Annotated in this window: 24 protein-coding genes; 9 read left to right on the forward strand and 15 right to left on the reverse strand. The window is 69.3% G+C overall.

What is annotated here, in order from left to right:
• The first annotated feature begins 106 nt into the window (after nt 1–106).
• Nucleotides 107–940: a dienelactone hydrolase family protein gene (locus ON26_RS12040; RefSeq protein WP_040796156.1), complete on the forward strand. Its 834-nt coding sequence runs from the start codon at nt 107–109 to the stop codon at nt 938–940.
• Between the two features lie 10 nt (nt 941–950).
• On the opposite strand, the gene ON26_RS12045 is transcribed toward ON26_RS12040, so the two are convergent.
• The 4 genes from ON26_RS12045 to ON26_RS12060 form a co-directional block, all read right to left on the reverse strand.
• A complete protein-coding gene (locus ON26_RS12045) occupies nt 951–1148 on the reverse strand; it encodes a hypothetical protein (protein WP_040796157.1) in 198 nt (65 codons plus the stop codon).
• Between the two features lie 167 nt (nt 1149–1315).
• Nucleotides 1316–1510 carry a hypothetical protein gene (locus ON26_RS12050; protein WP_040796158.1) on the reverse strand — a complete coding sequence of 65 codons (195 nt, stop codon included), beginning with the start codon at nt 1508–1510 and terminating at the stop codon, nt 1316–1318.
• 128 nt (nt 1511–1638) lie between these two features.
• The gene (locus tag ON26_RS12055) at nt 1639–2262 is read right to left on the reverse strand and encodes a LysE family translocator (protein ID WP_040796213.1); all 624 of its coding nucleotides are present in this window, start codon (nt 2260–2262) and stop codon (nt 1639–1641) included.
• Between the two features lie 920 nt (nt 2263–3182).
• On the reverse strand, nt 3183–4979 hold the full coding sequence (locus ON26_RS12060) for an acyl-CoA dehydrogenase (RefSeq protein ID WP_040796159.1): 1797 nt from the start codon (nt 4977–4979) through the stop codon (nt 3183–3185).
• A 525-nt stretch (nt 4980–5504) separates the two neighbouring features.
• Between ON26_RS12060 and ON26_RS12065 the strand changes: the two genes are divergently transcribed.
• Together ON26_RS12065 and ON26_RS12070 are read left to right on the forward strand one after the other, a co-directional pair.
• The gene (locus ON26_RS12065; protein WP_218000570.1) at nt 5505–6842 is read left to right on the forward strand and encodes a TerD family protein; all 1338 of its coding nucleotides are present in this window, start codon (nt 5505–5507) and stop codon (nt 6840–6842) included.
• 47 nt (nt 6843–6889) lie between these two features.
• Nucleotides 6890–7465: a zinc-binding dehydrogenase gene (locus ON26_RS12070; RefSeq protein WP_051026973.1), complete on the forward strand. Its 576-nt coding sequence runs from the start codon at nt 6890–6892 to the stop codon at nt 7463–7465.
• Between the two features lie 100 nt (nt 7466–7565).
• Here the strand turns inward: ON26_RS12070 and ON26_RS12075 are convergent, their stop codons facing one another.
• From ON26_RS12075 to ON26_RS12090, 4 genes are all read right to left on the reverse strand, one after another.
• On the reverse strand, nt 7566–8312 hold the full coding sequence (locus tag ON26_RS12075) for a dienelactone hydrolase family protein (protein ID WP_040796216.1): 747 nt from the start codon (nt 8310–8312) through the stop codon (nt 7566–7568).
• A gap of 160 nt (nt 8313–8472) precedes the next feature.
• Complete coding sequence (gene cysC, locus ON26_RS12080) at nt 8473–10311, reverse strand: adenylyl-sulfate kinase (RefSeq protein WP_040796160.1); 1839 nt, start codon at nt 10309–10311, stop codon at nt 8473–8475.
• The gene (gene cysD / locus ON26_RS12085; protein WP_040796161.1) at nt 10311–11243 is read right to left on the reverse strand and encodes a sulfate adenylyltransferase subunit CysD; all 933 of its coding nucleotides are present in this window, start codon (nt 11241–11243) and stop codon (nt 10311–10313) included. Before cysD ends, cysC begins: the two co-directional genes overlap by 1 nt.
• Nucleotides 11244–11275: 32 nt before the next feature.
• Nucleotides 11276–12163 carry a helix-turn-helix domain-containing protein gene (locus tag ON26_RS12090; RefSeq protein ID WP_040796162.1) on the reverse strand — a complete coding sequence of 296 codons (888 nt, stop codon included), beginning with the start codon at nt 12161–12163 and terminating at the stop codon, nt 11276–11278.
• 119 nt (nt 12164–12282) lie between these two features.
• On the opposite strand from ON26_RS12090, the gene ON26_RS12095 reads away from it, so the two are divergent.
• Genes ON26_RS12095 through ON26_RS12105 form a run of 3 tightly spaced genes read left to right on the forward strand, consistent with a single transcriptional unit; the run spans nt 12283 to nt 15420 of the window.
• Nucleotides 12283–13446, forward strand: coding sequence for a hypothetical protein (locus tag ON26_RS12095; RefSeq protein WP_040796163.1), 1164 nt, complete (start codon nt 12283–12285; stop codon nt 13444–13446).
• A complete protein-coding gene (locus ON26_RS12100) occupies nt 13446–14222 on the forward strand; it encodes an SDR family oxidoreductase (RefSeq protein WP_040796164.1) in 777 nt (258 codons plus the stop codon). The genes ON26_RS12095 and ON26_RS12100 overlap by 1 nt, the downstream gene beginning before the upstream one ends.
• A 34-nt stretch (nt 14223–14256) precedes the next feature.
• Nucleotides 14257–15420, forward strand: a complete 1164-nt coding sequence (locus ON26_RS12105) for a sulfotransferase family protein (RefSeq protein WP_040796165.1) — start codon at nt 14257–14259, stop codon at nt 15418–15420.
• 12 nt (nt 15421–15432) lie between these two features.
• On the opposite strand, the gene ON26_RS12110 is transcribed toward ON26_RS12105, so the two are convergent.
• Entirely contained in the window at nt 15433–16095 is a 663-nt protein-coding gene (locus ON26_RS12110; RefSeq protein ID WP_040796166.1) for a PaaI family thioesterase, read from the reverse strand.
• Nucleotides 16096–16173: 78 nt separating this feature from the next.
• A complete protein-coding gene (locus ON26_RS12115; RefSeq protein ID WP_040796167.1) occupies nt 16174–16695 on the reverse strand; it encodes a DinB family protein in 522 nt (173 codons plus the stop codon).
• 88 nt (nt 16696–16783) lie between these two features.
• On the opposite strand from ON26_RS12115, the gene ON26_RS12120 reads away from it, so the two are divergent.
• Nucleotides 16784–17221, forward strand: a complete 438-nt coding sequence (locus ON26_RS12120) for a hypothetical protein (RefSeq protein ID WP_040796168.1) — start codon at nt 16784–16786, stop codon at nt 17219–17221.
• 177 nt (nt 17222–17398) lie between these two features.
• A complete protein-coding gene (locus ON26_RS12125) occupies nt 17399–18190 on the forward strand; it encodes an SDR family oxidoreductase (RefSeq protein WP_040796217.1) in 792 nt (263 codons plus the stop codon).
• A 30-nt stretch (nt 18191–18220) separates the two neighbouring features.
• Here the strand turns inward: ON26_RS12125 and ON26_RS12130 are convergent, their stop codons facing one another.
• The 3 genes from ON26_RS12130 to ON26_RS12140 form a co-directional block, all read right to left on the reverse strand.
• Nucleotides 18221–19054, reverse strand: a complete 834-nt coding sequence (locus ON26_RS12130; RefSeq protein ID WP_174375396.1) for a class II glutamine amidotransferase — start codon at nt 19052–19054, stop codon at nt 18221–18223.
• Nucleotides 19055–19109: 55 nt separating this feature from the next.
• A complete protein-coding gene (locus ON26_RS12135; RefSeq protein WP_040796169.1) occupies nt 19110–20204 on the reverse strand; it encodes a YncE family protein in 1095 nt (364 codons plus the stop codon).
• 183 nt (nt 20205–20387) lie between these two features.
• Nucleotides 20388–20870, reverse strand: coding sequence for a nuclear transport factor 2 family protein (locus ON26_RS12140; protein WP_040796170.1), 483 nt, complete (start codon nt 20868–20870; stop codon nt 20388–20390).
• A 120-nt stretch (nt 20871–20990) separates the two neighbouring features.
• On the opposite strand from ON26_RS12140, the gene ON26_RS12145 reads away from it, so the two are divergent.
• Nucleotides 20991–21827 (forward strand): IclR family transcriptional regulator, encoded by an 837-nt coding sequence (locus ON26_RS12145; protein WP_040796171.1) that lies wholly within the window; start codon nt 20991–20993, stop codon nt 21825–21827.
• Between the two features lie 167 nt (nt 21828–21994).
• On the opposite strand, the gene ON26_RS12150 is transcribed toward ON26_RS12145, so the two are convergent.
• Nucleotides 21995–22660, reverse strand: coding sequence for a biliverdin-producing heme oxygenase (locus ON26_RS12150; protein ID WP_040796172.1), 666 nt, complete (start codon nt 22658–22660; stop codon nt 21995–21997).
• 116 nt (nt 22661–22776) lie between these two features.
• Entirely contained in the window at nt 22777–23046 is a 270-nt protein-coding gene (locus ON26_RS12155; protein WP_083884024.1) for a GlsB/YeaQ/YmgE family stress response membrane protein, read from the reverse strand.
• Between the last annotated feature and the right edge of the window lie 74 nt (nt 23047–23120).

A 23120-nucleotide genomic window follows, 5' to 3' on the forward strand; every position in this document is an offset into this window, starting at 1 on the left:
CCGGATCCCCACGAAAGGTGGCGATCGCGCCCCTGCCGCACCGTGCCCCCGGCCGCGAGGATCGAGCCTGTTCACCCGAGCCACCCGACGAACAGGACTATCCGCCATGGCAACTCGCGCGCTGACCGAGGACGATCCGCTCGACGATTTCGAGCGCCGTCACCTCACCTTCGACTCGGTGACGAAGGTGGTACTCGTCTCCGGCTCGGGTCCGGCCGTCGTCGTGATGCCGGAGATGCCCGGCATCAGCCCTCACGTCGCCCGTTTCGCGCGCTGGGTTCGGGACGCCGGGTTCACCGTGTACCTGCCGTCCCTGTTCGGCCGCGACGGTGCGGTACCCGCCGCCGAGGAAGGCGCGGCGGTGATGCGGCGCGCGTGTGTCAGCGCCGAGTTCCGTGCGTTCGGCGCCAACCGGACCAGCCCCGTCACACGATGGTTGCGCGCCCTGGCCGCCGCCGCGCACCAGGAGTGCGGCGGCCCCGGCGCCGGGGCCATCGGCATGTGCTTCACCGGCAACTTCGCCCTGACCATGATGCTCGAGGCGTCGGTCCTCGCGCCGGTGCTCTGCCAACCCTCCCTGCCGATCGACGACCCCACCGGCCTCGAGATCGCGCCCGAGGACCTCGAGGCGGTGCGAGAACGACTCGACCGCGACGACCTGACCGTGCTCTCGTACCGGTTCGCCGGCGACAAGTGGTGTCGCGCCGAGCGTTTCGCCGCCTATCGGTCCGCGCTCGGCGACCGATTCGTCGGCACGGTGCTCCCCGACAGCGCGGCCGACCCCACACCGCCGCCCTTCTTCGCGGAGGTGGTGGCGAGTCCGCACAGCGTCGTGACGGCGCACCTGATCGACGCCGCGGGCGAGCCGACTCTCGCCGCCCGCGACGAGATACTGAACTTCCTCGCCGCACGGCTGGCCCCCGGACGCGGAATGCCGTGACGACGCGGTATCAGTTCCCGTCGCCCGGCCGATGCGTGGTGCTGAGCGGAACCGTCCACGGTGCCACGCTGATCTGCCCGGGCGACACATCCGCGGTCGGGTCGACGGCGAAGATCAGCACCACCATCAAGACGGGGACCAGCGCGAGCCCCGCTGCCAGGCTGATCAACGGCTGCCGCCAGAATGCCCAGCTCCGTGGGTTGTCCACTGCGCGCTCCCCTCACGATCCGACACGCGATCAATCGCATGAAGGCCGAAGTATTGCATGCTTGCCGATACCCGCGCGCGGGCGTTCACTGCCCACTGTCGGCGGACGGATCACGCTGTGCTGCACGACATCCGCTGCGCGGGCGCGATTACCGGCACGGCGGGACATCAGTTCCCGTTGCCCGGCCAGCGCGGCGTGCTCAACGGCACCGTCCACGGCGCCTCGCTGATCCGGGCGGGGGGTACGTCCTCGGTGGGCTCGCCGACGGAGAACAGCGCCGTCCCGGCGGCGATCAGCGCGAGTGCTACTGCCAGGCCGGCCAACGGCTGCAGCCAGAACTTCCAACTCCTTGGGCTGTGCACTGCGCGCTCCCCTCACGATCCGACATACGGTCGATCGCGTGGAGCGCCGGGGTATTACACGCCGCGGACACGGGTGCCCAGGTGCTCACGGCTCCTCGTCGGGGCGCGGCGCCCGCAGTCGGCCTCGTTCAGGCCTCGGTGGCGAGTCGCACGCCGAAGCCGACGAGCACCAGGCCGGTGAGCCCGTCGATCCGGCGACGGATTCGCGGTGTCTGCATCCAGCCCGCGATCGTGCCGGAGGCGATCACGAGAGTGGCGCAGTAGATCGCGGTCAGGGCGACGTAGAACAAGCCCAGCCCGAAGGTGGTCCAGGCGACGGGGTAGCCGTCCGGGACGAAGCCGGGCAGCAGACTGATGAACAGCACGCCGATCTTCGGATTGAGGATGTCGGTGAGGAACCCGGCGCCGAACCCGCCCGAGCGGCTGGGCGCGGGGCTCCCGACGGGGTCGGTGAGCTGCGGGGCGGTGGTGAGCAGCGAACGCAGCGACTGCACGCCGACCCAGATCAGATAGCAACCGCCGACGAGTTTCAGCGCCTCGTACCCGATCTCGCTGGCCTGGAGCAGCGCCGACAGCCCGAGGACGGCGGCGGCGATCCACACCAGCAGCCCGCACAGCACGCCCGCCGAGGTGAGCAGGCCCTCCCGCCGCCCACCGCGGACCAGCCCCCGAACGACGACCAGGGTGTCCGGACCGGGCAACACCACCAGGAGCACCGCGGCGACGGCGAACGACAAGAGCATGGCGAGCACCGGCACATCCTATGTCCGGGCTCGTGGCACTGCTCATCGTTGTCTTGCGGTGTCAGGACAGCCCGGCGTCGGCCTGTCAGAGGGGCTCGCGCGTCGCTCACAGCTCGCCATGGTCGTGGCCGGAGGTGGGGACTCATTCCCTGGTCCGTCCGGCGGTGAAGTAGGCGAGCTCCACCGCGTCCAGCCTGCTGGTCGAGCCGCCGTTCGTAGATGACGGGTTCCTGTCCGCCTGCGGTGGAGATGTCCCAGCCGTGCAGCCGTTTGAGAGTGATGGCTATCGATTGGAGCGTGAAATAGGCTGGCGTGAAGTGCAATTCAGGAATATCCTCCTCGATGGATCTTCTGAACCCGCCTGGCGATATGGGAGCAGTATGTGCGTCAACGCGTAGTGGTGTTCATGGAGTACCGAGGTGGCGCCGACCCTCGAGTCGTCTATCACGATCCTCGGCGAGACGGTGGACTCACGTACACAGACGGGTGCCCGCTGCTGAAGCTCGAGCGTGGTCTGTCTCGGATCTGTGGGGGCGATGGGTGTGCCGGAAGGCGTTTGTTCAGGCGTGTGCCCGATGCCTGGATCGCATGTCCGGTTTGCTTGGATCGTGAGAAGTGCCCGCCCCGGTGGACTCCGTGCCGAGTGAGCGTCGGCGAGGATTGGTTGCCCGCCAGCTTGCTACGTTGGGGCCGCACTGGCAACGGGGGATGGCGGGGGTTGATCTGCCGGCGAGTGGACGGGCGCTTGATCTGCGAGGCGAAGGACTCCGTCGAACTACGACTCGATGACGATCCGGTCCCGTGGCCTTCCCCGTCGATCGAAAGCATTCGGAGGGGTTTCGCCGAGTTGCGTGAGGCACCGCGCAAAGAGGACTGCTGACGGCGCAAGGCCGGGCGATGACAGTCCTCGATGTGCGTCGTTGATCAGCTCAGAACCAGGCGTCGTCCATCTCCAGGGTGGTGCGGTCGAGGGAGGCCAGCAGGTCGAGCTGGGGGCCGGTGCGGGGGAGTTCGTAGCGGAAGAAGTAGCGGGCGGCGGCCGCCTTGCCCGCGTAGAAGTCGCCGTCGCGGCCGTGCGCGGCGACAGCCTGTTCGAGCCAGATCCAGGCGACGACGATGTGGCCGAAGGCTTCCAGGTAGGCGGTGGAGTTGGCCATGGTGACGGCCGGGTCGCCCGCGGTCAGGACCGTCATGGTGACGGCGAGCAGGCGTTGCCAGGAGGATTCGAGCGCGGCGGCGAGTGCGGCGGGCTCGTCGCCGAGTTCGCGGGCCGCGGCGATCGTGGCGGTCACGCGCCGGTCGAGCAGCTTCAGTGATGCCCCGTCGTGCTGGATCACCTTGCGACCCAGCAGGTCCATGCCCTGGATGCCGTGGGTGCCCTCGTGGATGGGGTTGAGGCGGTTGTCGCGGTAGTGCTGTTCGACGTCGTACTCGCGGGTGTAGCCGTAGCCGCCGTGGACCTGGATGGCGAGGTCGTTGGCCTCGCGGCACCACTGGGAGGGCCAGCTCTTGGCGACGCCGGTCAGGATCTCCAGCAGCAGGGTGTGCTCGCGCGCGGCCTCGGGGCTCGCCGCGGTCTTGGCGAGGTCGACGAGGCGGTGGCAGTAGAGCAGCAGCGCCAGCGCGCCTTCGACATAGGACTTCTGGGCCAGCAGCATGCGCTTGACATCGGCGTGTTCGATGATCGGGATCTGCGGCGCGGCAGGGTCTTTCGCGGTGACCGGGCGGCCCTGGGTGCGTTCGCGGGCGTAGCGCAGCGACTTGAGGTAGCCGGTGTAGCCGAGCGCGGTGGCGCCCAAGCCCACGCCGAGGCGGGCCTCGTTCATCATGTGGAACATGTACGACAGGCCGCGGTGCGGTTCGCCGATCAGGTAGCCGACCGCGCCCGCCTCGCCGCCCGGAGTGTGCCTGCCCTCGCCGAAATTGAGCGCGGTGTTGACGGTGCCGCGGTAGCCCATCTTGTGGTTGAGCCCGGCGAGATTCACGTCGTTGCGCTCGCCCAGCGAGCCGTCCGCCTCGACGAGGTACTTGGGCACCACGAACAGTGAGATGCCTCTGGTGCCCGCCGGTCCGCCGGGGATCTTGGCCAGCACCAGGTGCACGATGTTCTCGGTGAGGTCGTGTTCGCCGCCGGAGATCCACATCTTGGCGCCGAAGATCCGGTAGGTGCCGTCCGCGCGGGGCTCGGCGCGGGTCACGATGTCGGCCAGCGACGACCCGGCCTGCGGCTCCGACAGGCACATCGTCCCGGTGAACCGGCCCTCGACCATCGGCTTGACGAACCGCTCCACCTGATCGGCGGTGCCGTGGGTGGCGAGCAGGTTGGCATTGCCGATGGTGAGGAAGGGATACGCCGCGGTGCCCACGTTCGCGGCCTGGAACCAGCTGAAGCCCGCGGCCTCCACCATCGAGGGCAGTTGCATGCCGCCGACGGCCTCGTCCATCCCCGCGCCGACGAGATTCGCCTTGCCGAACGCCTCGATCGCCTCTTGGACTTCGGGGATGATGGTGACCTTCTCGCCGTCGAAGGTCGGCTCCTCGGCGTCGTTGCGCTTGTTGTGCGGGGCGAAGTAGCGGGTGGCGAGGTCTTCGCAGAGATCGAGGAAGCCGTCGAAGGTCTCCCGCGAGTGATCGGCGAACCGTTCGCGCTCGGTCAACTCCTCGGCGCGCAGCCATTCGTAGAGCAGGAACTCCAGGTCGCGACGGGAGATCAGGTCGGAGCGCACGGCTGGTCCTCTCGTGGGTGGTCGGTTCTCGCGGCCGGTCGGTGGCGACGGCGATTGATACATTACCCCCGCCGTGTCGCCAATGTGGGTGGTCGGCGGCAGCGGCGCATTCGTCCGCTTTCGCGCCGTGTCGCCGGACGGCGCGACTATCGGGGCCGAGTGTGTCACAGCCCCGGGCAAGCATCGGGGCCATTCGGTCCGAAGGGGGGATCTGTGCGACGCGACGTGATGGCGGGTGGAGCGCGGCTCCTCCCGGCCGTGCCCGCGTCGGCGGGCGGCCTGCTCTGGGGGCTCGAGGCGTTCGCCGCGTGGATGACATCGCGGGAGCGCGAGGCGGCACTCCCGTAGCTCGGGACGGGCTTCTCCGTCGCCGAATGGACCGAGGCGCAGGCGCTCGCGGGTGGCCTGGTCGCCACGCTGCTCTTGTCCGGAGCCGCGCTCATCGGCTGGACGGGCGCCGTGATCGCGGCCGGACCTCTACGGTGAGGGGCACGCGACGCCGGTGCGGGGTCGAACGGTCCACGGGTGGGCGATCATCGGGAACGAAAGGGCGAGGCGATGGAATTGATGAAGGGCGCGAACGCGCCGATCGGGGTGGGGGAGGTTCGGGTCGCGGTGTCCGCCGCGACGGCGGTGGACGTCGCCGCGCTCCTGCTGACGGAGGCGGGAAAGGTGCGCTCGGACGCCGATTTCGTCTTCTACAACCAGCCCAGCGCACCCGGCGTTGACGTGCTGCCGCCGGACGCGGTGCGCATCGTCCCGGGCGCGGTGCCCGCCGAGATCGCGAAGGTCGTCGTCACAGCGAGCCTCGACGGGACCGGCCCCGCGAACTGGGGACAGGCCGGGTCCCTGCGGATCTCGTTGAGCGACAACGCGACCGGGGCCGTCCTGGCCACTTTCGCGCCGACCGATCTCGGCGCCGAGACCGCGTTGGTCGCCGTCGAGCTCTATCGGCGTCAGGGCGCGTGGAAGGTTCGGGCGGTCGGCCAGGGCTATGCCGACGGCCTGGCCGGTATCGCCACCGATTTCGGTATCACGGTCGACGACGAGCCGCCCGCCGCCGCCCCGGGCCACGCCGCGCCGCCACCGTCCGTCCCCCCGGGGGCTGCGGGCGTGCCCCTCTTCCAGCCCCACGCAGCCACCCCCACACCTCCTCCGCCGCACACTCCGTACCCAGCACCGGCGATGGGCTCGCCGAACCCCTCGCACGCGCCGGGGAGTGGCCTGCGGCAGCCGGTCGCGCAGTCTCCCGCGGCCGCGCCGGCATTCGGGCAGCCGACTGTGAGCCTCGACAAGGGGCCGGTCGCCCTGCGCAAGAACGAAACCGTGTCCCTGACCAAGCGCGGTGCACCACTGCTGACCCGTGTTCGCATGGGGCTGGGGTGGGACCCGGCGACCTCTGGGCGCCAAGTCGATCTGGACGCCTCGGTGATCGCCTACGACCGCGGAGCGAAGAAGCTCGTCAATGTCTGGTTCATGAAGCAGGAGGCCTACGGCGGGGCCATCCGCCATTCCGGGGACAACCTGACCGGCCACGGCGAGGGCGACGACGAGGTCATCGCCATCGACCTCGGCGCGCTCCCGGCGGAGGTCCACGCTCTGGTCTTCACCGTGAACTCCTTCGCGGGCCACAAGTTCGACCAGGTCGGCCGGGCGCATTGCCGCCTGATCGACGACCACACGAATCAGGAGCTGGTGCGCTTCGAGCTGTCGAAGGGGGAGCCGACCACCGGGGTCTTCATGGCCATGCTCGTGCGCGGCCCGCAGCACTGGAACATGACGGGGCTCGGCGTCTACTCGAAAGGCGCGACCGTGCGGAAGATGGTCGATCCCGGCAAGCGGTTCGTCCTCGACGCGGGCTGAGTGGCGGCTTCGACCGCGACTACGGCGCTCATGCCGAGCAGGTCGTCGTGGCGGCGGCCGATCTCGCCGTGATCCCCGACGATCTCGACCTGGCCACCGCCGCCACCGTCGCGCTGAACGGGGTGACCGCCGCTCAGATCGTCGACCTGCTCGGCGCCGGCGAGGGTCGGCGGCTGCTGGTGACGGGCGCGGCGGGGACGGTCGGCGGGTACGTCGTCGCGCTCGCGCAAGCCGGAGGCTGGCAGGTGACCGGCCTGGCCAGGCCTGCGGACGAGGGGTTCGTCCGCGGCCTCGGCGCGGAGTTCACCGCCGCGGCCGACCCCGGGTGGGATGCGGTCGCCGACTGCGCCGCGCTCCTGCACGCGGGCGTCGCGCTCGTCGCGGACGGCGGTCTGTTCGTCGGTGTGCGGCCGGGCTTCGCGCCATCGGACAGCCGGGAGGTCACCGTGCGAACGGTGGAGGTGCGTCCCGATCGCGCCGTACTCGCACACCTGCTCGTCCTGGCCGCGCAGGGCGAGCTGCCCGCCCGGGTCCATGCCGTGGTGCCGCTGGAGGAGGTCGCCGCCGCCCATCACGCGGTGGCCGCGGGCGGCGTGCGCGGCAAGTACGTCGTCCGGCCGTGAGCGGCCGATCACGGTGATCTGCCTGGAGAAGCCGCCACCGGTGGCCGGAGACGGTGAGTTCGCGCCGAGCCCCGTCCGGATTACCCGATCGGGCTTCCGCTCAGCGGGTGAGTGTGCCGCTCAGCAGGGGGAGCAGGCGATCCCAGTGCCGCTGCCGGGCTTCGGGGTCGAACGCCTCCGTGTCGGCCATCGTGAATCCGTGCACGGTGCCGGGATAGGTCTCGATGGCGTAGTCGACACCCGCGGCGTCCAGCGCCTTCTCCAGCTCGCCGCGGATCTCGGCGGGCAGATCGCCTTCGGCGAGGCCGAGATGCACACGGGCGGTGAGCGAGCCGAGCTGCCGGTGCGGGCTGTCGGGCGCGTCGGTGACCAATCGGCCGGGGTGGAATCCGCCGACGGCGGCCACCCGGCTCGGATGTGCCGCAGCGGTGCGCATCGCCAGCACGGCGCCCATGCAGTACCCGATCGCCGCGACCGGCCCGGCGGCCACTTCGGGCCTGGCTCGGAGAAATCCGAGGTAGGCGTCGGCATCCCGCAGTGCGAACTCGGGGGTGTGCGCCTCCAGCAACGGCCGCAGCCGGGCGACGAGGCCGGGCCGCGCCTCCTGCCCGATGTGCTCGGGAAGCTCGACCACCGGGGCCGACCCGTGCCGGTAGAAGACATTCGGCACGAGCACGTAGTACCCGTGTCCGGCCAGCTCACGGGCCATCTCCTCGATCACCGGCCGGATACCGAAGATGTCGGTGTACACCAGCACCCCGGGATGCGCCCTGCCGTCGTCGGGAAACGCGGCGAAAGCGTCGGCGACGCCGTCGGCCGTGGGGATCTCGAATGTCTCGGTGGGCATGCCGGCTCCTGTCGTGGTCGATGTGTCCGCCGAGCCCGCCGGGTCGCCGATCCGTGCGCGGCGTGCGGCCGTCCCGGTGATCATCGCGGCACAGCATAGAGCACGGCTCGGCCTGCTCACCCACTCGGCGCATCGAACTGCCCGGAGGCCGCGGATCAGCTCACGAGATGTCCTCGAGCAGGGCGAGGATCGCCCGTGCCATCGCCCCCGGATCGCCGTCCTCGGGCCGCAGCACGAGCGCCGGGTGCTCGGGCGCTTCGTAGGGATCGTCCACGCCGGTGAAGCCGCGGATCTCGCCGGCACGGGCCTTGGCGTACATGCCCTTCGGGTCGCGGGCCTCGCAGATCTCGAGCGGCGTGTCCACGAAGACCTCGAGGAAGGGCAGGCCTGCGGCTTCGTGGACGGCGCGGGCCCGGTCGCGGTCCGCGCGGTAGGGGCTGATGAGCGAGACGACGGCGATGACGCCCGCGTCGGCGAAGAGCCGGGCGACTTCGCCGACGCGGCGGACGTTCTCGGCGCGGTCGGCGGCGGAGAAGCCGAGGTCGGCATTCAACCCGTGGCGCAGGTTGTCGCCGTCGAGGAGGAAGGCGGGACGGCCTTCGGCGACCAGACGGCGCTCCAATTCCACCGCGACGGTGGACTTTCCGGAGCCGGAGAGCCCGGTGAGCCAGACGGTGGCGCCGCGGGTGGCGCGCTCCTGGCGGCCGACGGCGGTGGCGTGCCACACGACCTGGGTGGCGGGCAGGGTGGGACCGTTGATCATGCCGCCCGCGACGGTCGCGCCGGTGGTGTCGTCGACCAGCAGGAAGCTGCCGGTGGCGCGCAGGCGGCGGTAGGGGTCGAACAGCAGCGGCCTGCGGGTGTGGATCTGGACGCGGCCGATCTCGTTGAGCGACAGCGATTCCGCGGAGTCGTCGCGGTGCAGGGTGTTGATGTCGAGGCGGTAGTCCAGGCTGCGGATCTCGGCCGGGACGGTGCGGGTGGTGTGCTGCAGGGTATAGCGGGCGCCGGGGGTCAGCCGGGCGTCGTCGGCGAACCAGCAGACCATGGCGTCGATGTCGCGGCCGGCTTGCGGGCGGTTGGCGGGGCGGCAGATCAGGTCGCCCCGGGAGATGTCGAGGTGATCGGCGAGTTGCAGGGTGACCGCCTGGGGTGGGAAGGCCTGGCCGATCGGCGTGCCGCCGGGCCCCCAGATGGCGGCGACCGTGGTGGACAGGCCCGAGGGCAGCACCATCACCTCGTCGCCCGGCTTGAAGACCCCGCCCGCGACGGTGCCCGCGTAGCCGCGGAAGTCTCTGGCGTGGCTGCGGGTCACGTACTGCACCGGGAAGCGCGCGTCGATGAGATTGCGGTCCGAGGCGATGTGCACCTGTTCGAGATGGTGCAGCAGCGGCGTGCCCTCGTACCACGGCATGTTCGCGCCGCGATGCACGACATTGTCGCCCTGTAGGGCCGAGACCGGGATGAAGGCCAGGTCCGAGACGTCGAGTTTGGTGGCGAAGCCGGCGAATTCCTCGCGGATCTCGGCGAAGCGCTCGCCGGACCAGTCGACCAGGTCCATCTTGTTCACGCACAGCACGAGGTGCGAGACGCCGAGCAGGCTCGCCAGGAAGGCGTGGCGGCGGGTCTGCTCGATCACGCCCGTGCGGGCGTCCACGAGGATCAGCGCCACGTCGGCGGTGGAGGCGCCGGTGACCATATTGCGGGTGTACTGGATGTGGCCTGGGGTGTCGGCGATGATGAAAGTTCTCGCCGGAGTGGCGAAGTAACGGTGCGCGACGTCGATGGTGATGCCCTGCTCGCGTTCGGCGCGCAGGCCGTCGGTGAGCAACGCTAGATCGGTGTGCTCGTCGCCGCGCGCCCGGCTGGTGCGCTCCACGGCGTCGAGCTGGTCGAGGAAGATGGCCTTGGAGTCGTAGAGCAGCCTGCCGATGAGCGTGGACTTGCCGTCGTCGACGCTGCCCGCGGTGGCCAGTCGCAACAGAGTGGTGGCGGACATCAGAAGTACCCTTCCCGCTTGCGATCTTCCATGCCCGCCTCGGAGACGCGGTCGTCGGCGCGGGTCGCGCCGCGTTCGGTGACCCGGGTAGTGGCGACCTCGGTGACCACCTCTTCGGGGGTGGCCGCGGTGGACTCCACACAGCCGGTGCAGGTGGCATCGCCGACGGTGCGGAACCGCACGGTCGCCTCGGTGGGCTCTTCGCCGTCCGCCAGGTGCAGGAAACGGGTGTGCGCCAGCAGCATTCCGTCGCGGCGGACCACGGGCCTGCGATGCGCGTAGTACAGCGCGGGCAGGTCGATGCCCTCGGCGGCGATATAGGTCCAGATGTCGAGTTCGGTCCAGTTCGACAGCGGGAAGACGCGGATGTGCTCGCCGCGCCGGTGCCTGCCGTTGTAGAGGTTCCACAGCTCGGGACGTTGCGCCCGCGGATCCCACTGGCCCTCGGCGTCGCGGAAACTGAACACCCGCTCCTTGGCGCGTGCCTTCTCCTCGTCGCGACGCGCCCCGCCGAACACCGCGTCGAAACCGCCCTCGCGAATGGCGCGCAGCAGGGTGGTGGTCTGCAGGCGGTTGCGGGACGCGCGCGGACCGCTCTCCTCGGTGACCCGGCCCGCGTCGATGTCGTCCTGCACCCGGGCGACGATCAGGCGCAGGCCGAGACGTTCGACGGTCCGGTCGCGGAACTCGATCACCTCGTCGAAATTGTGCCCGGTGTCGATGTGCAGCACCGGGAACGGCAGTGGCGCCGGCCAGAACGCCTTGGCCGCCAGGTGCAGCATGACCACCGAATCCTTGCCGCCGGAGAACAGCAGCACGGGACGTTCGAAGGTCGCGGCGACTTCCCGGAAGATATGCGCCGACTCGGCCTCGAGCATGTCCGGGTGGGACAGCTCGTAGGTGTTCGCCGTCGACTTCGCGTGCTGGCTCACCCTTGAAAACTAGAACACGTTTCTGTCATTGGTCAATGGGTGTTCGCGGGCTTGCGTCCGCCGGAGGTCGCGGTGACCGCATCGGCGGCGGTCACCAGAGCCTTGCCGCGCCGAGCGATCTCGGCGCCGGTGATGGACGCGCCGACGTACATGGTCAGCACCATGTTCTGTCTGCCCTCGGCGTCGTAGGTCGGGGCGGCCAGCAGGCTGACGGGATGATGCGCGCGAGGGCGCAGGTCCGAGCCGAGGTGCACCCGCTCACCGAGGCTGCCGACCAGTTCGCCGACGATTTCGCGCAACTCCGCGGGTAGATCGCGGTCGGCGACGCCGGCCAGCAGGGCGTAGAGGCGCCTGCCCGCCGCGGTGAGGCTTTCGACCAGGTAGCCGCGCTCGCGGCATTCGGCGACCACCCGGCGCAGGCGCGTCTCGTCCTGCTCGAGCGGGACCGCGGGTGGGATGGCCAGCCAGGCCTCGAGCGCTTCGTCGCGGTCCCAGAGCACGTACATCAGGCCGACCGGAGGAGCGAAGTGGTAGGAGGCGCCGACTTTCACCAGACCGGGGCCGGTGCTCTCCAGGATCGAGATCCGATCGCCGACGACGGCCGAAGCGGTGCAGGTCGTGCGGTACTCGACGCTGAGTTTCTCCAGTTCGGCGCGGGCGATCGCGGAGATGGCGAAACTCGCCTGGGCGACGCGGCCCGCGGCGATGAGCGCGGGGCCGAGGCCGTAGGTGTGCTGGCGCGGGTCGCGCACCAGGTAGCCGGCGGCGGTGAGCTCGTTGACGATTCCGAGCACCGTGGGTTTTGCCAGGTCGAGTTCGCGGGCCAGCTCGGACAGGCCGAAGCGTTTGCCGCGCTGCTCGACGAGGAAATCCAGCACCCGGACCACTCGGACGGCGGGGGCGGAGCGGCGGGCGGTCATGGGGACTCCGAATCGGAAATGCGGTGGATCATGGACAACTACTGGAACAGGTTCTAATCTGACCTCAGTCGAAATGTACCAGACCGGTACAAATATGAACCGATCATCGGAGATTGCTCTTGCTGACCGAGCCGTTCGCCGAGGCCATGGCCGCCGCCGAGAAGATCGTCCACGAAGCGCCGCACATCCGGACCGAACAGGATCTGGTGGAGGGCTTGGACTATCTGGCGGGCAGCGTGCGCGCCTGCCTGCAGCTGGCGTGGGCCTACGACCGCGACTTCCCGTTCTTCGCCCGCAGCACGCACCAGTACACGAAGATGGGCCTGGACAATCCGGACACCCTCTACTTCCACGCCTTCCTGCGCCCCGACGCCGAATACGTGGTCACCGGACGCCGCGGCACCACCCGTGACCTGAGTTTCCAGGTGCTCAACGGCAACTATTCACCGGTCGACGTGCCCGACAGCGAGACCGCCTTCGACGACCGCGAGCTGGACATCGACGCCGACGGCCGCTTCGAGCTGCGGCTGGGCCCAGGCCCCGCGGGCCCCGGCTATGTGCATCTCGCCGAGGACTCCGCCATGCTCGTGGTGCGCGAGGTCTACAGCGATTGGGCGAACGAGAGGCCGGGCAGCCTGCGCATCGAGCGGGTCGACACCGTCGGCAGCGCACCACCCGCGCCGACCCGCGAACTGCTCGCCAAGCGCTACGAGATCGCGGGCAGGATGCTGGTCTCCCGGCTGAAGACCTTCCTGGCCTTCCCCGAGTGGTTCTACCTGAAGCTGCCGGTCAACACGATGACCGAGCCGCGCTCGACACCGGGCGGGCTCACCACCCAGTTCTCCTCCGTCGGCCACTACGAACTCGACGACGACCAGGTCATGATCATCACCGTGCCCAAGTCGGACGCGCCCTATCAGGGCTTCCAGCTCGGCAGCATGTGGTACATCTCGCTGGACTACATCAACCACCAGACCAGCCTCACCGCCGATCAGGCCGGGGTGGACCCGGACGGCATGATCCGCCTGGTCGTGAGCGAGCGCGATCCCGGACTGGTCAACTGGATCGAGCGGACCGGGCACGCACGCGGGTACCTGCAGTTCCGCTGGCAGCGGTTGTCCAGGGATCTCGCCGCCGAGGACGGGCCGACGGTGGAGATCGTGACGTTCGACGACCTGCCGAGCCGATTGCCCTATTACGACGCCGCGCGCGTCACCCCGGAGCAATGGCGCGCGCGGATCGCGGCGCGTCAGGTCGCGGTCGCGGAGAGGATGTTGGGCTGATGTTGTTGCCGGACAAGGTCGTGGTGGTCTCCGGCGTCGGGCCGGGACTCGGACAGGCGATCGCGGTGCGCAGCGCCGTGGCGGGCGCCGATGTGGTGCTGGCCGCGCGCACGCGCTCGCGCTTGGAGAAGGTGGCCGAGGAGATCACCGCGCTGGGCAGGCGGGCGCTGGTCGTCCCGACCGACATCACCGACGAGGTGGCGGTGCAGGCGCTGGTCGACACCACGCGCGCGGAGTTCGGCCGGGTGGACACGGTGGTCAACAACGCGTTCGCGATCCCGCCGCTGGCCGATCTGGCCACCGTCGACATCGATCAGGTGCGCGCGGGCTTCGAGACGAACGTGCTGGCCGCGCTGCGTCTGACCAGACAGTTCATTCCGGACCTCGCCGAGTCGAAAGGCTCGGTGGTGATGATCAATTCGGCGGTCCTGCGGCATTCCCGCCGCACCTTCGGGCCCTACAAGATGGCCAAGGCGAGCCTGCTCGCACTGGCGCAGAGTCTGGCCACCGAGATCGGGCCGCAGGGCATCCGGGTCAATACCGTTGCCCCCGGCTACATCTGGGCCGACAACTTGAAGTGGTACTTCGACTATCTGGCCGGGCAGCGCGGCATCACCGCCGAGGAGGTCTATGCCGAGACGGCCTCGACCATCGACCTGCGCAAGCTGCCCGAACCCGACGAGATCGCCGACGCCGTGGTCTTCTTCGCCTCGTCGCTGGCACGCGCGATCACCGGCGCGTGCCTGGACGTCAACGCGGGCGAGTACCACCACTGATGAGGAGCACACAGAACATGATCGGCAGGGACGCATGATCGGCAGGGATGACGTCGGGACGGTCGAGGATCTGCACGCCTCGGCGGCCAAGGTGGTCGGGCTCGACGACTTCGGCGCGGACGACTATCGCGAGGGGCTTGGCGTGCTGCTCGACTCCTATCACCGTGAGGCGCAGCTGACCCCGTTCGGTAACAAGATCAACCGGGCCTTCCTGCGCGGCGCTCTGATCGCGCGGTTGTTGAGCGAGAACGCCTGGCAGCGGCATCCCGAGCATGCCGATGTCGCCATCGAACGGCCGATCTTCGTCACCGGCCTGCCGCGTTCGGGCACCACGGCGGTGCATCGCCTGCTGGAGGCCGACCCCGCGCATCAGGGTCTGCAGATGTGGCTGACCGAGATGCCGCAACCGCGCCCGCCGCGCGAGACCTGGGCGCAGAACCCGGTGTATCAGCGCATCGAGGCGGGCTTCGCCCGCCACCACGTGGAGCATCCCGAATTCCTGGGGATGCACCACATCTCGGCCGACCAGGTGGAGGAGTGCTGGCAGTTGCTGCGCCAGTCGGCGATGTCGGTGTCCTACGAATGCCTGGCCTATCTGCCCGGCTATTCGCAGTGGTTGAGCGGTCGCGACTGGACGTCCGCCTACGCCAGGCACAAGCGCAATCTGCAGCTGATCGGGCTGCCCGACGCCGAGAAGCGCTGGGTGTTGAAGAATCCCAGCCACCTGTTCGCCCTCGACGCCATCATGGCGGTCTACCCGGACGCGCTGATCGTGCAGATGCATCGCGATCCGAGCACCATCATCGCCTCGGTGTGCAGCCTGAACGAGAAGGCGAGTGAGGGCTGGTCGGAGAAGTTCCGCGGCGAGGTCGTGGGTGAGTCGCAGCTGGATCTGTGGGGGCGCGGGGCGCAGCGCTTCCTGGCCGACCGCAGGCGCTACGACCAGGCCCGGTTCGCCGATGTCTACTACGACGATTTCGTCGCCGATCCGCTGGCGTCGATCGCCGAGATCTACCAGCGGTTCGGGATGACACTCAGCGCCGGAGCCGAGGCGGCCATGCGGGACCTGCACAGCGAGAGCACCACGGGCGCGGCCCGTCCCGCGCACCGGTACACCCTCGCCGACTACGGGCTCACCGCCGCACAGGTCGACGAGCGTTTCGGGGAGTACCGGGCGGCGCACTTCCCGGGCCGTTGAGGCCCGGGCTGCTCAGGCCTGGCCCGGCCGCAGGACGATGAACAGCCCGTGCGCTTCGGCGCACAGGCGTTCCCCGTCGTGCAGGGTGGCGCGCACGTAGACCTTGCGGCCTTCGTGGTCCTCCACCCAGGACCGCAGCGTCAGTTCGGTGTTCAGCGGGGTGATGGACCGGTAGTCGACGGTCAGCGACGCCGTCCGGGTCACCGATCCGGCGTGGATGGCCGCCGCCATACCGCACAGCTCGTCGAAACCGACCGCCATCTGGCCGCCGTGCGCGGCCGCGTTGCCGCCCAGGTGGACGGTGCGGAAGGTGATCGCGGTCTCCACGCCCTTGCGGCTCGCGCGCTTGACCCGATAGGGCGGCAGGGTGATGTTGCCGCGCGCGGGCAGTTCGTGCCGGGTCCACGACGGCGCCGACCATTCGTCGACGACGGTTTCGGCGAGCGCGGCGTTGATCTCCTTGAGCTTGGCGATCAGGTCGAGGGCCTGATCGTCGCTGGGATTGGACAGCCTGGCGTGGTCCATCAGGGTGCGCACCTGCTCGATCATTTCGCCCAGGTGCGGTCCGCCGCGGCTGACGTCGGCGTCTTTCATCATCTGTTCCCACATCGGCCGGAATCCGCCTTCGTGGTGCTCGGCGGTCGGTAGTGCCTCGGCCACGTGGTCATCGGTCATGACTTCCAAGGTATCCGGTAGCCTGCCCGATACCGCTCGCCGGGTGGGCACCCGAGATCGCCACGGCCGAGGACGGGTTCAGTCGCCGGTGCGTCCGTCGATGCGCTCGCGCAGCAGGTCGGCGTGTCCGTTGTGCCGTGCGTACTCCTCGATCACGTGCACGTAGACCCAGCGCAGGCTGTATGTGGCGCCGCCGACGGGAAACGCGAAGGTGTGATCGAGCGGCAACGGGGCCACGGCGGAATCCGCGGCGGCCACCTCGGCGAGGAAGGTCGCGAACGCGGCCTGCGGGTCGGCATCGCCGATGTGATCGAAATCGCCGCCGGGGTCGTCCTCGGCGCAATACAGGTAGTCCAGCGGCATGCCGGCGGCCGCGATGCGGAACCAGCCGCGCTCGACCTCGCTCATGTGCCGCACGAGGCCGAGCAACGACAGCTCGGAGGGCGGGACGGAACGCAGCCGGAGCTGGTCGACGCTCAGGCCGGTGCACTTCCACAGCAGTGTCGCGCGGTGGCGGTCGAGCCAGCCCTGGAGGATCTCCCGTTCACTCGCGACGGTGGGCGCTGCGTTCCTGTCGATGCCGGGCGCTGTCCAGATCACGTCCCGAGGGTAACGAGGGACCATCTGCGTATGGCTCCGATCGAGAGCACGGGGTGGCGCCGAGCAGAGAATGGGGCAGACTGGCCCGATGCCTGCGGATTCCAGCGGACCGGGTCGCGCCGGTGACGGCGTGCCCGCTCACCTGCCCGGCGACCCCGAACGCTCCGTGCTGGAACTGGCTCGTGGCGAACAGCACTGGCTGCGCGCGCGGATGCTGCCCGAAGGGCTCTACGAACTCCGGTATCGCGACGGGCCGGGCGCGGAGCGGTTCGAACTGTTCAGCTCCGATCACGTATTGGTGCGCGACATCCTGTTCGCCTGGCTCGACGAGAACCCGTGGTGGCGCGACGGGGTCGCTTGGTCGCCGATCGACCCGGCCATCTCGGAGATCGAGGCGGTGCGCGACGAACTCGCCGATCTGCTGGGCGGTTTCGACCTGTTCGGCACGCTCGAGGATCTGGACGCCGGGCTCGACGAGTTGCTGGGGGAGCCGGACGGCGGCTCCGAATCGGGTTTCGACGGGTGAGCCCACTCCCGTCCGCGTGTGCGCAGCGGTGTTCGCGGGGGAGGTGCGTGCCGTGGCGCCGAAGCCTTGTGCCCACCCGGCGGGCCTGCCTACGATGCCGAAGGTAGAACACGTTCTATATTCGGCATTACGTCATCGAGGTCACGTCGCGGGTGCGCGGCGACGATGGGAGCGCACATGATTCTCGACCGGTTCCGCATCGACGGGCAGGTGGCCGTGGTGACGGGGGCGGGGCGCGGCTTGGGCCGCGCGATCGCCGTGGCCTTCGCGGAGGCGGGTGCCGACGTGGTGATCGCGGCGCGCACGAAGGAGCAGCTCGACGAGGTGGCCGAACAGGTGGCCGCGGCGGGCCGGAAGGCGCACGTGGTCCCGGCCGATCTCGGTGACCCGGAGGCCGCGGCCGCCCTGGCCGGGATCGCCGTCGAGCGGTTCGGCAGGCTCGACATCGTGGTGAACAATGTCGGCGGCGCGTTGCCGTACCCGCTGCTCGATACCACGCCGAAAGCGATGACGGAGGCGTTCGGCTTCAATGTGGCGAACGCGCACGCGCTGGTGCGCGCCGCCGTGCCGCACATGCTGGCGACCGCGGGCGGCGGGTCGATCGTCAACATCACCTCGAGCATGGGCAGGTTGCCCGGCCGGGCGTTCGCCGCCTACGGGACCGCCAAGGCCGCGCTCGCGCACTACACGAAACTGGCCGCCATGGATCTGAATCCGCGCATCCGCGTCAACGCCATCGCACCGGGGGCGATCCTGACCTCGGCGCTCGAGATCGTGGCCGGCGACGAGCGCATGCGCGGCGAGCTCGAGCGCAAGACGCCGCTGCACACCCTCGGCGAGCCGGAGGACATCGCGGCCGCCGCGCTGTACCTGGTCTCGCCCGCGGGAAAGTATCTGACCGGCAAGGTGATCGAGCCCGACGGCGGCATCATCGAACCCAACCTCGCGCTCCCGATCCCGGATCTGTGACCCCGGCGCGGGCCGGAGTCGGCCGGGGGCTCAGACGGGTGCCACGGGCTCGAACCGCAGCATCTCCTCGGAGCCTGCGCGGATGACCCCCACGCTGGATTCCGGCACCTCGTTCCAGGCGCCGGGCAGGTCGCGCAGCGGTTCGGAGACCACGAACCTGGTCAGGCCGCCGAGATGTCGCAGCGCCTCGACCTCGGGGTGCAACGCTTTCAGCTTCTCCATATCGGTCGAGAAGAACAGGGACCGGGACCGGTGTTCGGTCGAGTAGCGGAAGATCCAGATCGTCCCGCCGTCGGTCGTGGCGACGGTCATCTGGACCGGATGCTCCACCCCGTGCGCGCGGCCGACGTCCTCGACGAACCCGACCGCCCTGGACACGCCACCGACCGGGTCGTCGGTGAGGCCGAAGGTCAGGGCCAGATAGAACAGGACCTCGGAATCCGTCGTCCCCTCGAGTTCGGGGAACAGTTCCGGCGCCAGCGCCGTCATCAGGTCCCGGCGCATCTCGCGATGCCCCTCCAGGGCGCCGTTGTGCATCCACAGCCAGCGCCCGTGCCGGAACGGATGGCAGTTGCTGCGCTGGACCGGCGAGCCGGTCGAAGCGCGGACGTGCGCGAAGAACAACGGCGTGCGTATCTGACCGGCGATCTCGCGCAGGTTGCGGTCGTTCCAGGCCGGCTGAATGCTCTTGAACAGCGCGGGCTCGACGCCCTCGCCGTACCAGCCGATGCCGAAGCCGTCACCGTTGGTGGTGGTGGCTCCGAGATGCGATTCCATGCTCTGGTCGATCAGGGAATGCTCCGGGCGGACCAGCAGGTCCTCCGCGAGGATCGGCTCTCCTGCGTACGCCAGCCACCGGCACATCAATCCATTGAAACAGAGTTCCGCCCGGATGCGGTACCTCCGGCCCGGCGTGTGGTCAGTCCGGGAAAGCGCCCGAGGCCGCACCCGAGCCGAGCGGGATCGGCGCGCCCGCCGGGCTGAGCTGCGCGGCGTCGAACGGCAGCAGCGCGCCGGAGCGGGTGTTCGACCGCAGATAGGTCTGCAGCATGGCGGCCGCGTCGAAGCCGGCGACGGTGCGGTCGAACAGCGGGGGCGGGCTCGCGCCTGCGGTGCCGACGTACATCTTGGTCCCGTCGGCGGTGAACCCGACCGACATCGGCGAATCCACCGCGATCGAGCCGGTGATCTCGCCGGAGGCCAGGTCGATCACCTGCACGGCATCCGCTCCCGCGGTCGCCACCAGCAGACTGGTCCCGTCGGGGCTGATGGCTCCGGCCACCGGAGCGCTGCCCGGGGCGAAGGCGATCGCGCCGGTGCGGCTCCAGGACGCGATGTCGATCACCGAGACGTTGTCGCCGAGAGCGTTCACCGAATACAGCGTGTTGCCGTCGGGGGAGACAGCCGCCGCGAACGGCGCGGAGCCGTCGATCTGGATCCGCTCGCCCAGCTGGAATCCGGTCTCCGGGTCGAATACCGCGGCGGTCGAATCGGCGAAGACGGTGTAGAGCTGGCTGCCGTCGGGGGCGATGGCGGCCGCGAACGGGATGGCGGGCAACGGCATCGAGTCGACCAAGGTCTGCGACTCGGTGTCGATGACGTCGATGGACGGGCGCGCGGTGAAGATGTACACCCGGTCGCGCACCGGATCGGCGATCGGCTCGGTCATCCCGTCGGTGCCCGAGATCGGGATCCGTGCGGTGACGGTGTCGCTCGCGCGATCGATGACCGCGATGTCGTCGGGTCCGGTGAAGGGCGCGTTGAACGCCTGCACGTAGAGATGGCGGCCGTCGCGGGCGGCCACGACCGCCGACGCGTGCGCGCCCACTCCCTCGATACGGCTGTGCACCCGGTCGGTGGCGGTGTCCACGACCAGTACCGCGCCCTCGCCCGCGATCGGAATGTAGGCGTCGGCGACGCCGTCCCGTGCTCCCGCGACCGGAGCGAGCAGGGACAACAGGGCCGCGCTGAGCGCGAACGCGCGCGCGGGCCGACGCCGGAACCTGATTGCCATCCTCGGACCTTTCGTGTGGGTATCCGAACGGACTATTCCCCGGAAACGCCGCTGCCGCAAGCGTTGCCGTGATCGCTCACAGTACCCAGAGGAACGGCCGGACCCTCCTGCCCAGAAAAGACTACCGACCGGTATGGTTGTCCGGCTCGACATTTCGCAGGTCCCGCGCGTTCTGAAATGTGTTTATTCCGAACCTGATCGGTCCCACATATTCGACAGCAGCGTGAAACTCGGGGTGTCGGCCAGTGACTGGCTGGACTCGTAGATGCGCTGGTATCCGGTCTCCGCAATACGCCACACGCCGTCGGGGTCGCGGCGGTAACGATCGCGGTAATAGCCGGCGCCGCGGATGAGTGCGCCGAATTCGGTGGCGATGACGGTGTCCTCGAAGGCCCATGACCCGGTGGCGGTGTCGCCGTCGACGGTGATCTCGGGATGGTGTGCGATGTGTACCGTGACGATGGCGGGCCCCGCTGTGGTGCGCAGGAAATCCGTGATGGCCTGGCGTCCCTGGAAGGACAGCGGCTCGCCGAGCGCGTGCGTACCGTACTCGGCCCGAGCGTCTTCGGTGAGCGTGTCGGCGAATTCGTCCCAGAGTTTGAGGTCGAGTGTGCGGAAGTAGCGGTATTTGAGCCTGCGCACGGATTCGACGGCTTCCAGATCCATTCGGACAGCCTTGCACGGCGAATGGGACTCCACAAGAACGTGTTCTACTATTCCCGGTTGTTCGTGCACGCGCGGATATTTCTTCTAAGCTGGGCGCGCAGTGCGAGGAGAGGTTGTGTCATGACGGTCGAGATGGTGGGCCATCGCGAATTCGGCAGGGTGGTGTCCCATCGGGTGAGCGGCCCGGCTGTCCAGCCACCCGTCTCGATGATCGAGCGAATGACGGTGATCCTGGATGCCTTCGACGCCGAAACGCCGACCGTCACTCTGCTCGGCCTGACCGAACGCACCGGCCTGCCGCGGTCCACGGTGTACCGCATCCTCGACCAGATGGTGCGTCTGCGCTGGCTCGCGCACGCGCCCGGCGGTTACCGGCTCGGCCTGCGCGCCTTCGAGATCGGCGCACTGGCCACCGCGCACAACGAGATCCGCGAGGTGGTCAGCCCGCTGCTGCAGGATCTGTGTCAACGCATGTCCATGGCGGGGCATCTGGCCGTGCTCGACGGCCGCGAGGTGTTCTTCCTGGACAAGGCGGGTGGCAGGCAGGCCGCCGCGATCCCGACCCGGCTCGGCGGCAGGCTGCCCGCGCACAGCACCGCGCTCGGCAAAGCGCTGCTGGCGACGCTGGAGCCGAGCATCGTCGATGCCTCCCTGCGAGAACGGTTGCCGCAGTTGACCGCTCGCACCATCACCGAGCGCGGCGAACTGCACCGTGAACTGCGGCGGGTGCGCCGCCAGGGCGGTGTGGCGGTGGATTCGGAGGAATCGGTCGACGGGTTGTGCTGTGTGGCGGTGCCGTTGCGCGGGCGCGGCGCGGCGATCGCGGCTCTGTCGCTGTCCGGACTCGTCGACGGCGATCGTCCCGCGCTGGACACCGCCCGGCTGGCCAGGATGCTCGCGGAGACGGCGCAGGAAGCGGCCCGCGCGCTGTTCCCCCGGCACGCCCGGTTGCGCTAGGCCGGGATCCCGCAGCCGTCGGGGCGGTATCGCTCGAAGCGGCCGACCCGGAAGCGGGGAACCTCGGTGCGGCCGCCGGGAACCGCCCGTGACATCGCGTCCGGCCGGGATACGGGCCGGTGCGCCGCAATCGGGTTCACCGCCGACGCCGCGTCGGTCGGCGGAACTCAGCTGGGCTTGGCGACCGGGAATTCGGCGGCGAGTTCGGCGAAGACCGCGGAATTGAGATCGAAGGCGCGCTGCCCCTCGTCGAGCACGCGGCGGCGTTCGAGTTCGTCGACCGGCAGTTCGTCGAGCAGTGCGCGATATTCGCGCTTGAAGGCCGCGGGGTTGGCGATCTCGTCGAAGACGTAGAAGCGCACGCCGTCGCCGCGCCGCGGCAGGTCCCATAGTTTCTCGGCGGTGCCGCGGATGACCTGTCCGCCGGACAGGTCGCCGAGATAGCGGGTGTAGTGGTGCGCGACGTAGCCGGCGGGCCAGTCGCGCGCGCATTCGTCGATCCGCGCGGCGTAGGCGGCGGTGGCGGGCAGCGGTTCGATCTCGCTGCGCCAGTCCGCGCCGAGCAGCGCGGTGAGATCGCGTTCGAGTTCGGCGGTCCTGGCCAGTTCCTTGCGGACGAACGGGCCCGCGACGGGATCGGTGGCGAGTTCGTCGATGCGGGATTCCAGCGCGCGGTAGATGAACCAGAGTTGGCCGGTGTAGCGATGATAGGAGTCGATGCCCAGGCGTCCGCCGAGCATGTCGGAGATGAAACTGGAGTTCTCCGCCTCGGCATGCTGACGTTCTGTCGCGCTGCGGATGCGGGTTGAGAACGGAACGGCTTCCGACGACATTATTCGAAGTACCTCGCAATCACCTGAGGGCTGCCGGGAATTCCCCGGCAGCCCGACCGGATCGACGATACCGGTTCAGCCGGATTGTCGCACCGATGTGCGCCGGCGGTGGAAGGTCAGCGCTTGCCCTGCAGCACCGGCGCCAGGAACAGCAGCACGATCGCCGCGATGACGGCGAAGATGAAGCCCCAGAAGTTGAGCTCGGTGATCGACCCCTTTCCGATGAAGCTGGCCAGCAGGCCGCCGATGAGCGCGCCCGCCATGCCGAGCAGTGCGGTGAGCTTGAAGCTCATCTTGTCGTCACCGGGTTTCAGTGCCCGGGCTACATATCCGATGATCACGCCGATGATCAGAAAGCCGACGATCTGTACGATTGCGTTCCACATACCGCACAACTCTCCAACCGGTGCATCGGCTTGTCCAGCGACATGCCGAAGGACGTCGCTGTACACGGCGTGAA

Origin of the sequence: Nocardia higoensis NBRC 100133, assembly GCF_000308595.1 — a bacterium.
GTDB lineage: Bacteria > Actinomycetota > Actinomycetes > Mycobacteriales > Mycobacteriaceae > Nocardia > Nocardia higoensis.

Coding starts and splice junctions, on each gene's coding strand:
- cysC (WP_040796160.1), bottom strand. CDS start 10,311: ATGTCCGCCACCACTCTGTTGCGACTGGCCACCGCGGGCAGCGTCGAC.
- ON26_RS12090 (WP_040796162.1), bottom strand. CDS start 12,163: ATGACCGCCCGCCGCTCCGCCCCCGCCGTCCGAGTGGTCCGGGTGCTG.
- ON26_RS12125 (WP_040796217.1), top strand. CDS start 17,399: ATGATTCTCGACCGGTTCCGCATCGACGGGCAGGTGGCCGTGGTGACG.
- ON26_RS12120 (WP_040796168.1), top strand. CDS start 16,784: ATGCCTGCGGATTCCAGCGGACCGGGTCGCGCCGGTGACGGCGTGCCC.
- ON26_RS12110 (WP_040796166.1), bottom strand. CDS start 16,095: ATGACCGATGACCACGTGGCCGAGGCACTACCGACCGCCGAGCACCAC.
- ON26_RS12135 (WP_040796169.1), bottom strand. CDS start 20,204: ATGGCAATCAGGTTCCGGCGTCGGCCCGCGCGCGCGTTCGCGCTCAGC.
- ON26_RS12105 (WP_040796165.1), top strand. CDS start 14,257: ATGATCGGCAGGGATGACGTCGGGACGGTCGAGGATCTGCACGCCTCG.
- ON26_RS12040 (WP_040796156.1), top strand. CDS start 107: ATGGCAACTCGCGCGCTGACCGAGGACGATCCGCTCGACGATTTCGAG.
- ON26_RS12150 (WP_040796172.1), bottom strand. CDS start 22,660: ATGTCGTCGGAAGCCGTTCCGTTCTCAACCCGCATCCGCAGCGCGACA.
- ON26_RS12100 (WP_040796164.1), top strand. CDS start 13,446: ATGTTGTTGCCGGACAAGGTCGTGGTGGTCTCCGGCGTCGGGCCGGGA.
- ON26_RS12155 (WP_083884024.1), bottom strand. CDS start 23,046: ATGTGGAACGCAATCGTACAGATCGTCGGCTTTCTGATCATCGGCGTG.
- ON26_RS12145 (WP_040796171.1), top strand. CDS start 20,991: ATGACGGTCGAGATGGTGGGCCATCGCGAATTCGGCAGGGTGGTGTCC.
- ON26_RS12130 (WP_174375396.1), bottom strand. CDS start 19,054: ATGTGCCGGTGGCTGGCGTACGCAGGAGAGCCGATCCTCGCGGAGGAC.
- ON26_RS12140 (WP_040796170.1), bottom strand. CDS start 20,870: ATGGATCTGGAAGCCGTCGAATCCGTGCGCAGGCTCAAATACCGCTAC.
- ON26_RS12075 (WP_040796216.1), bottom strand. CDS start 8,312: ATGCCCACCGAGACATTCGAGATCCCCACGGCCGACGGCGTCGCCGAC.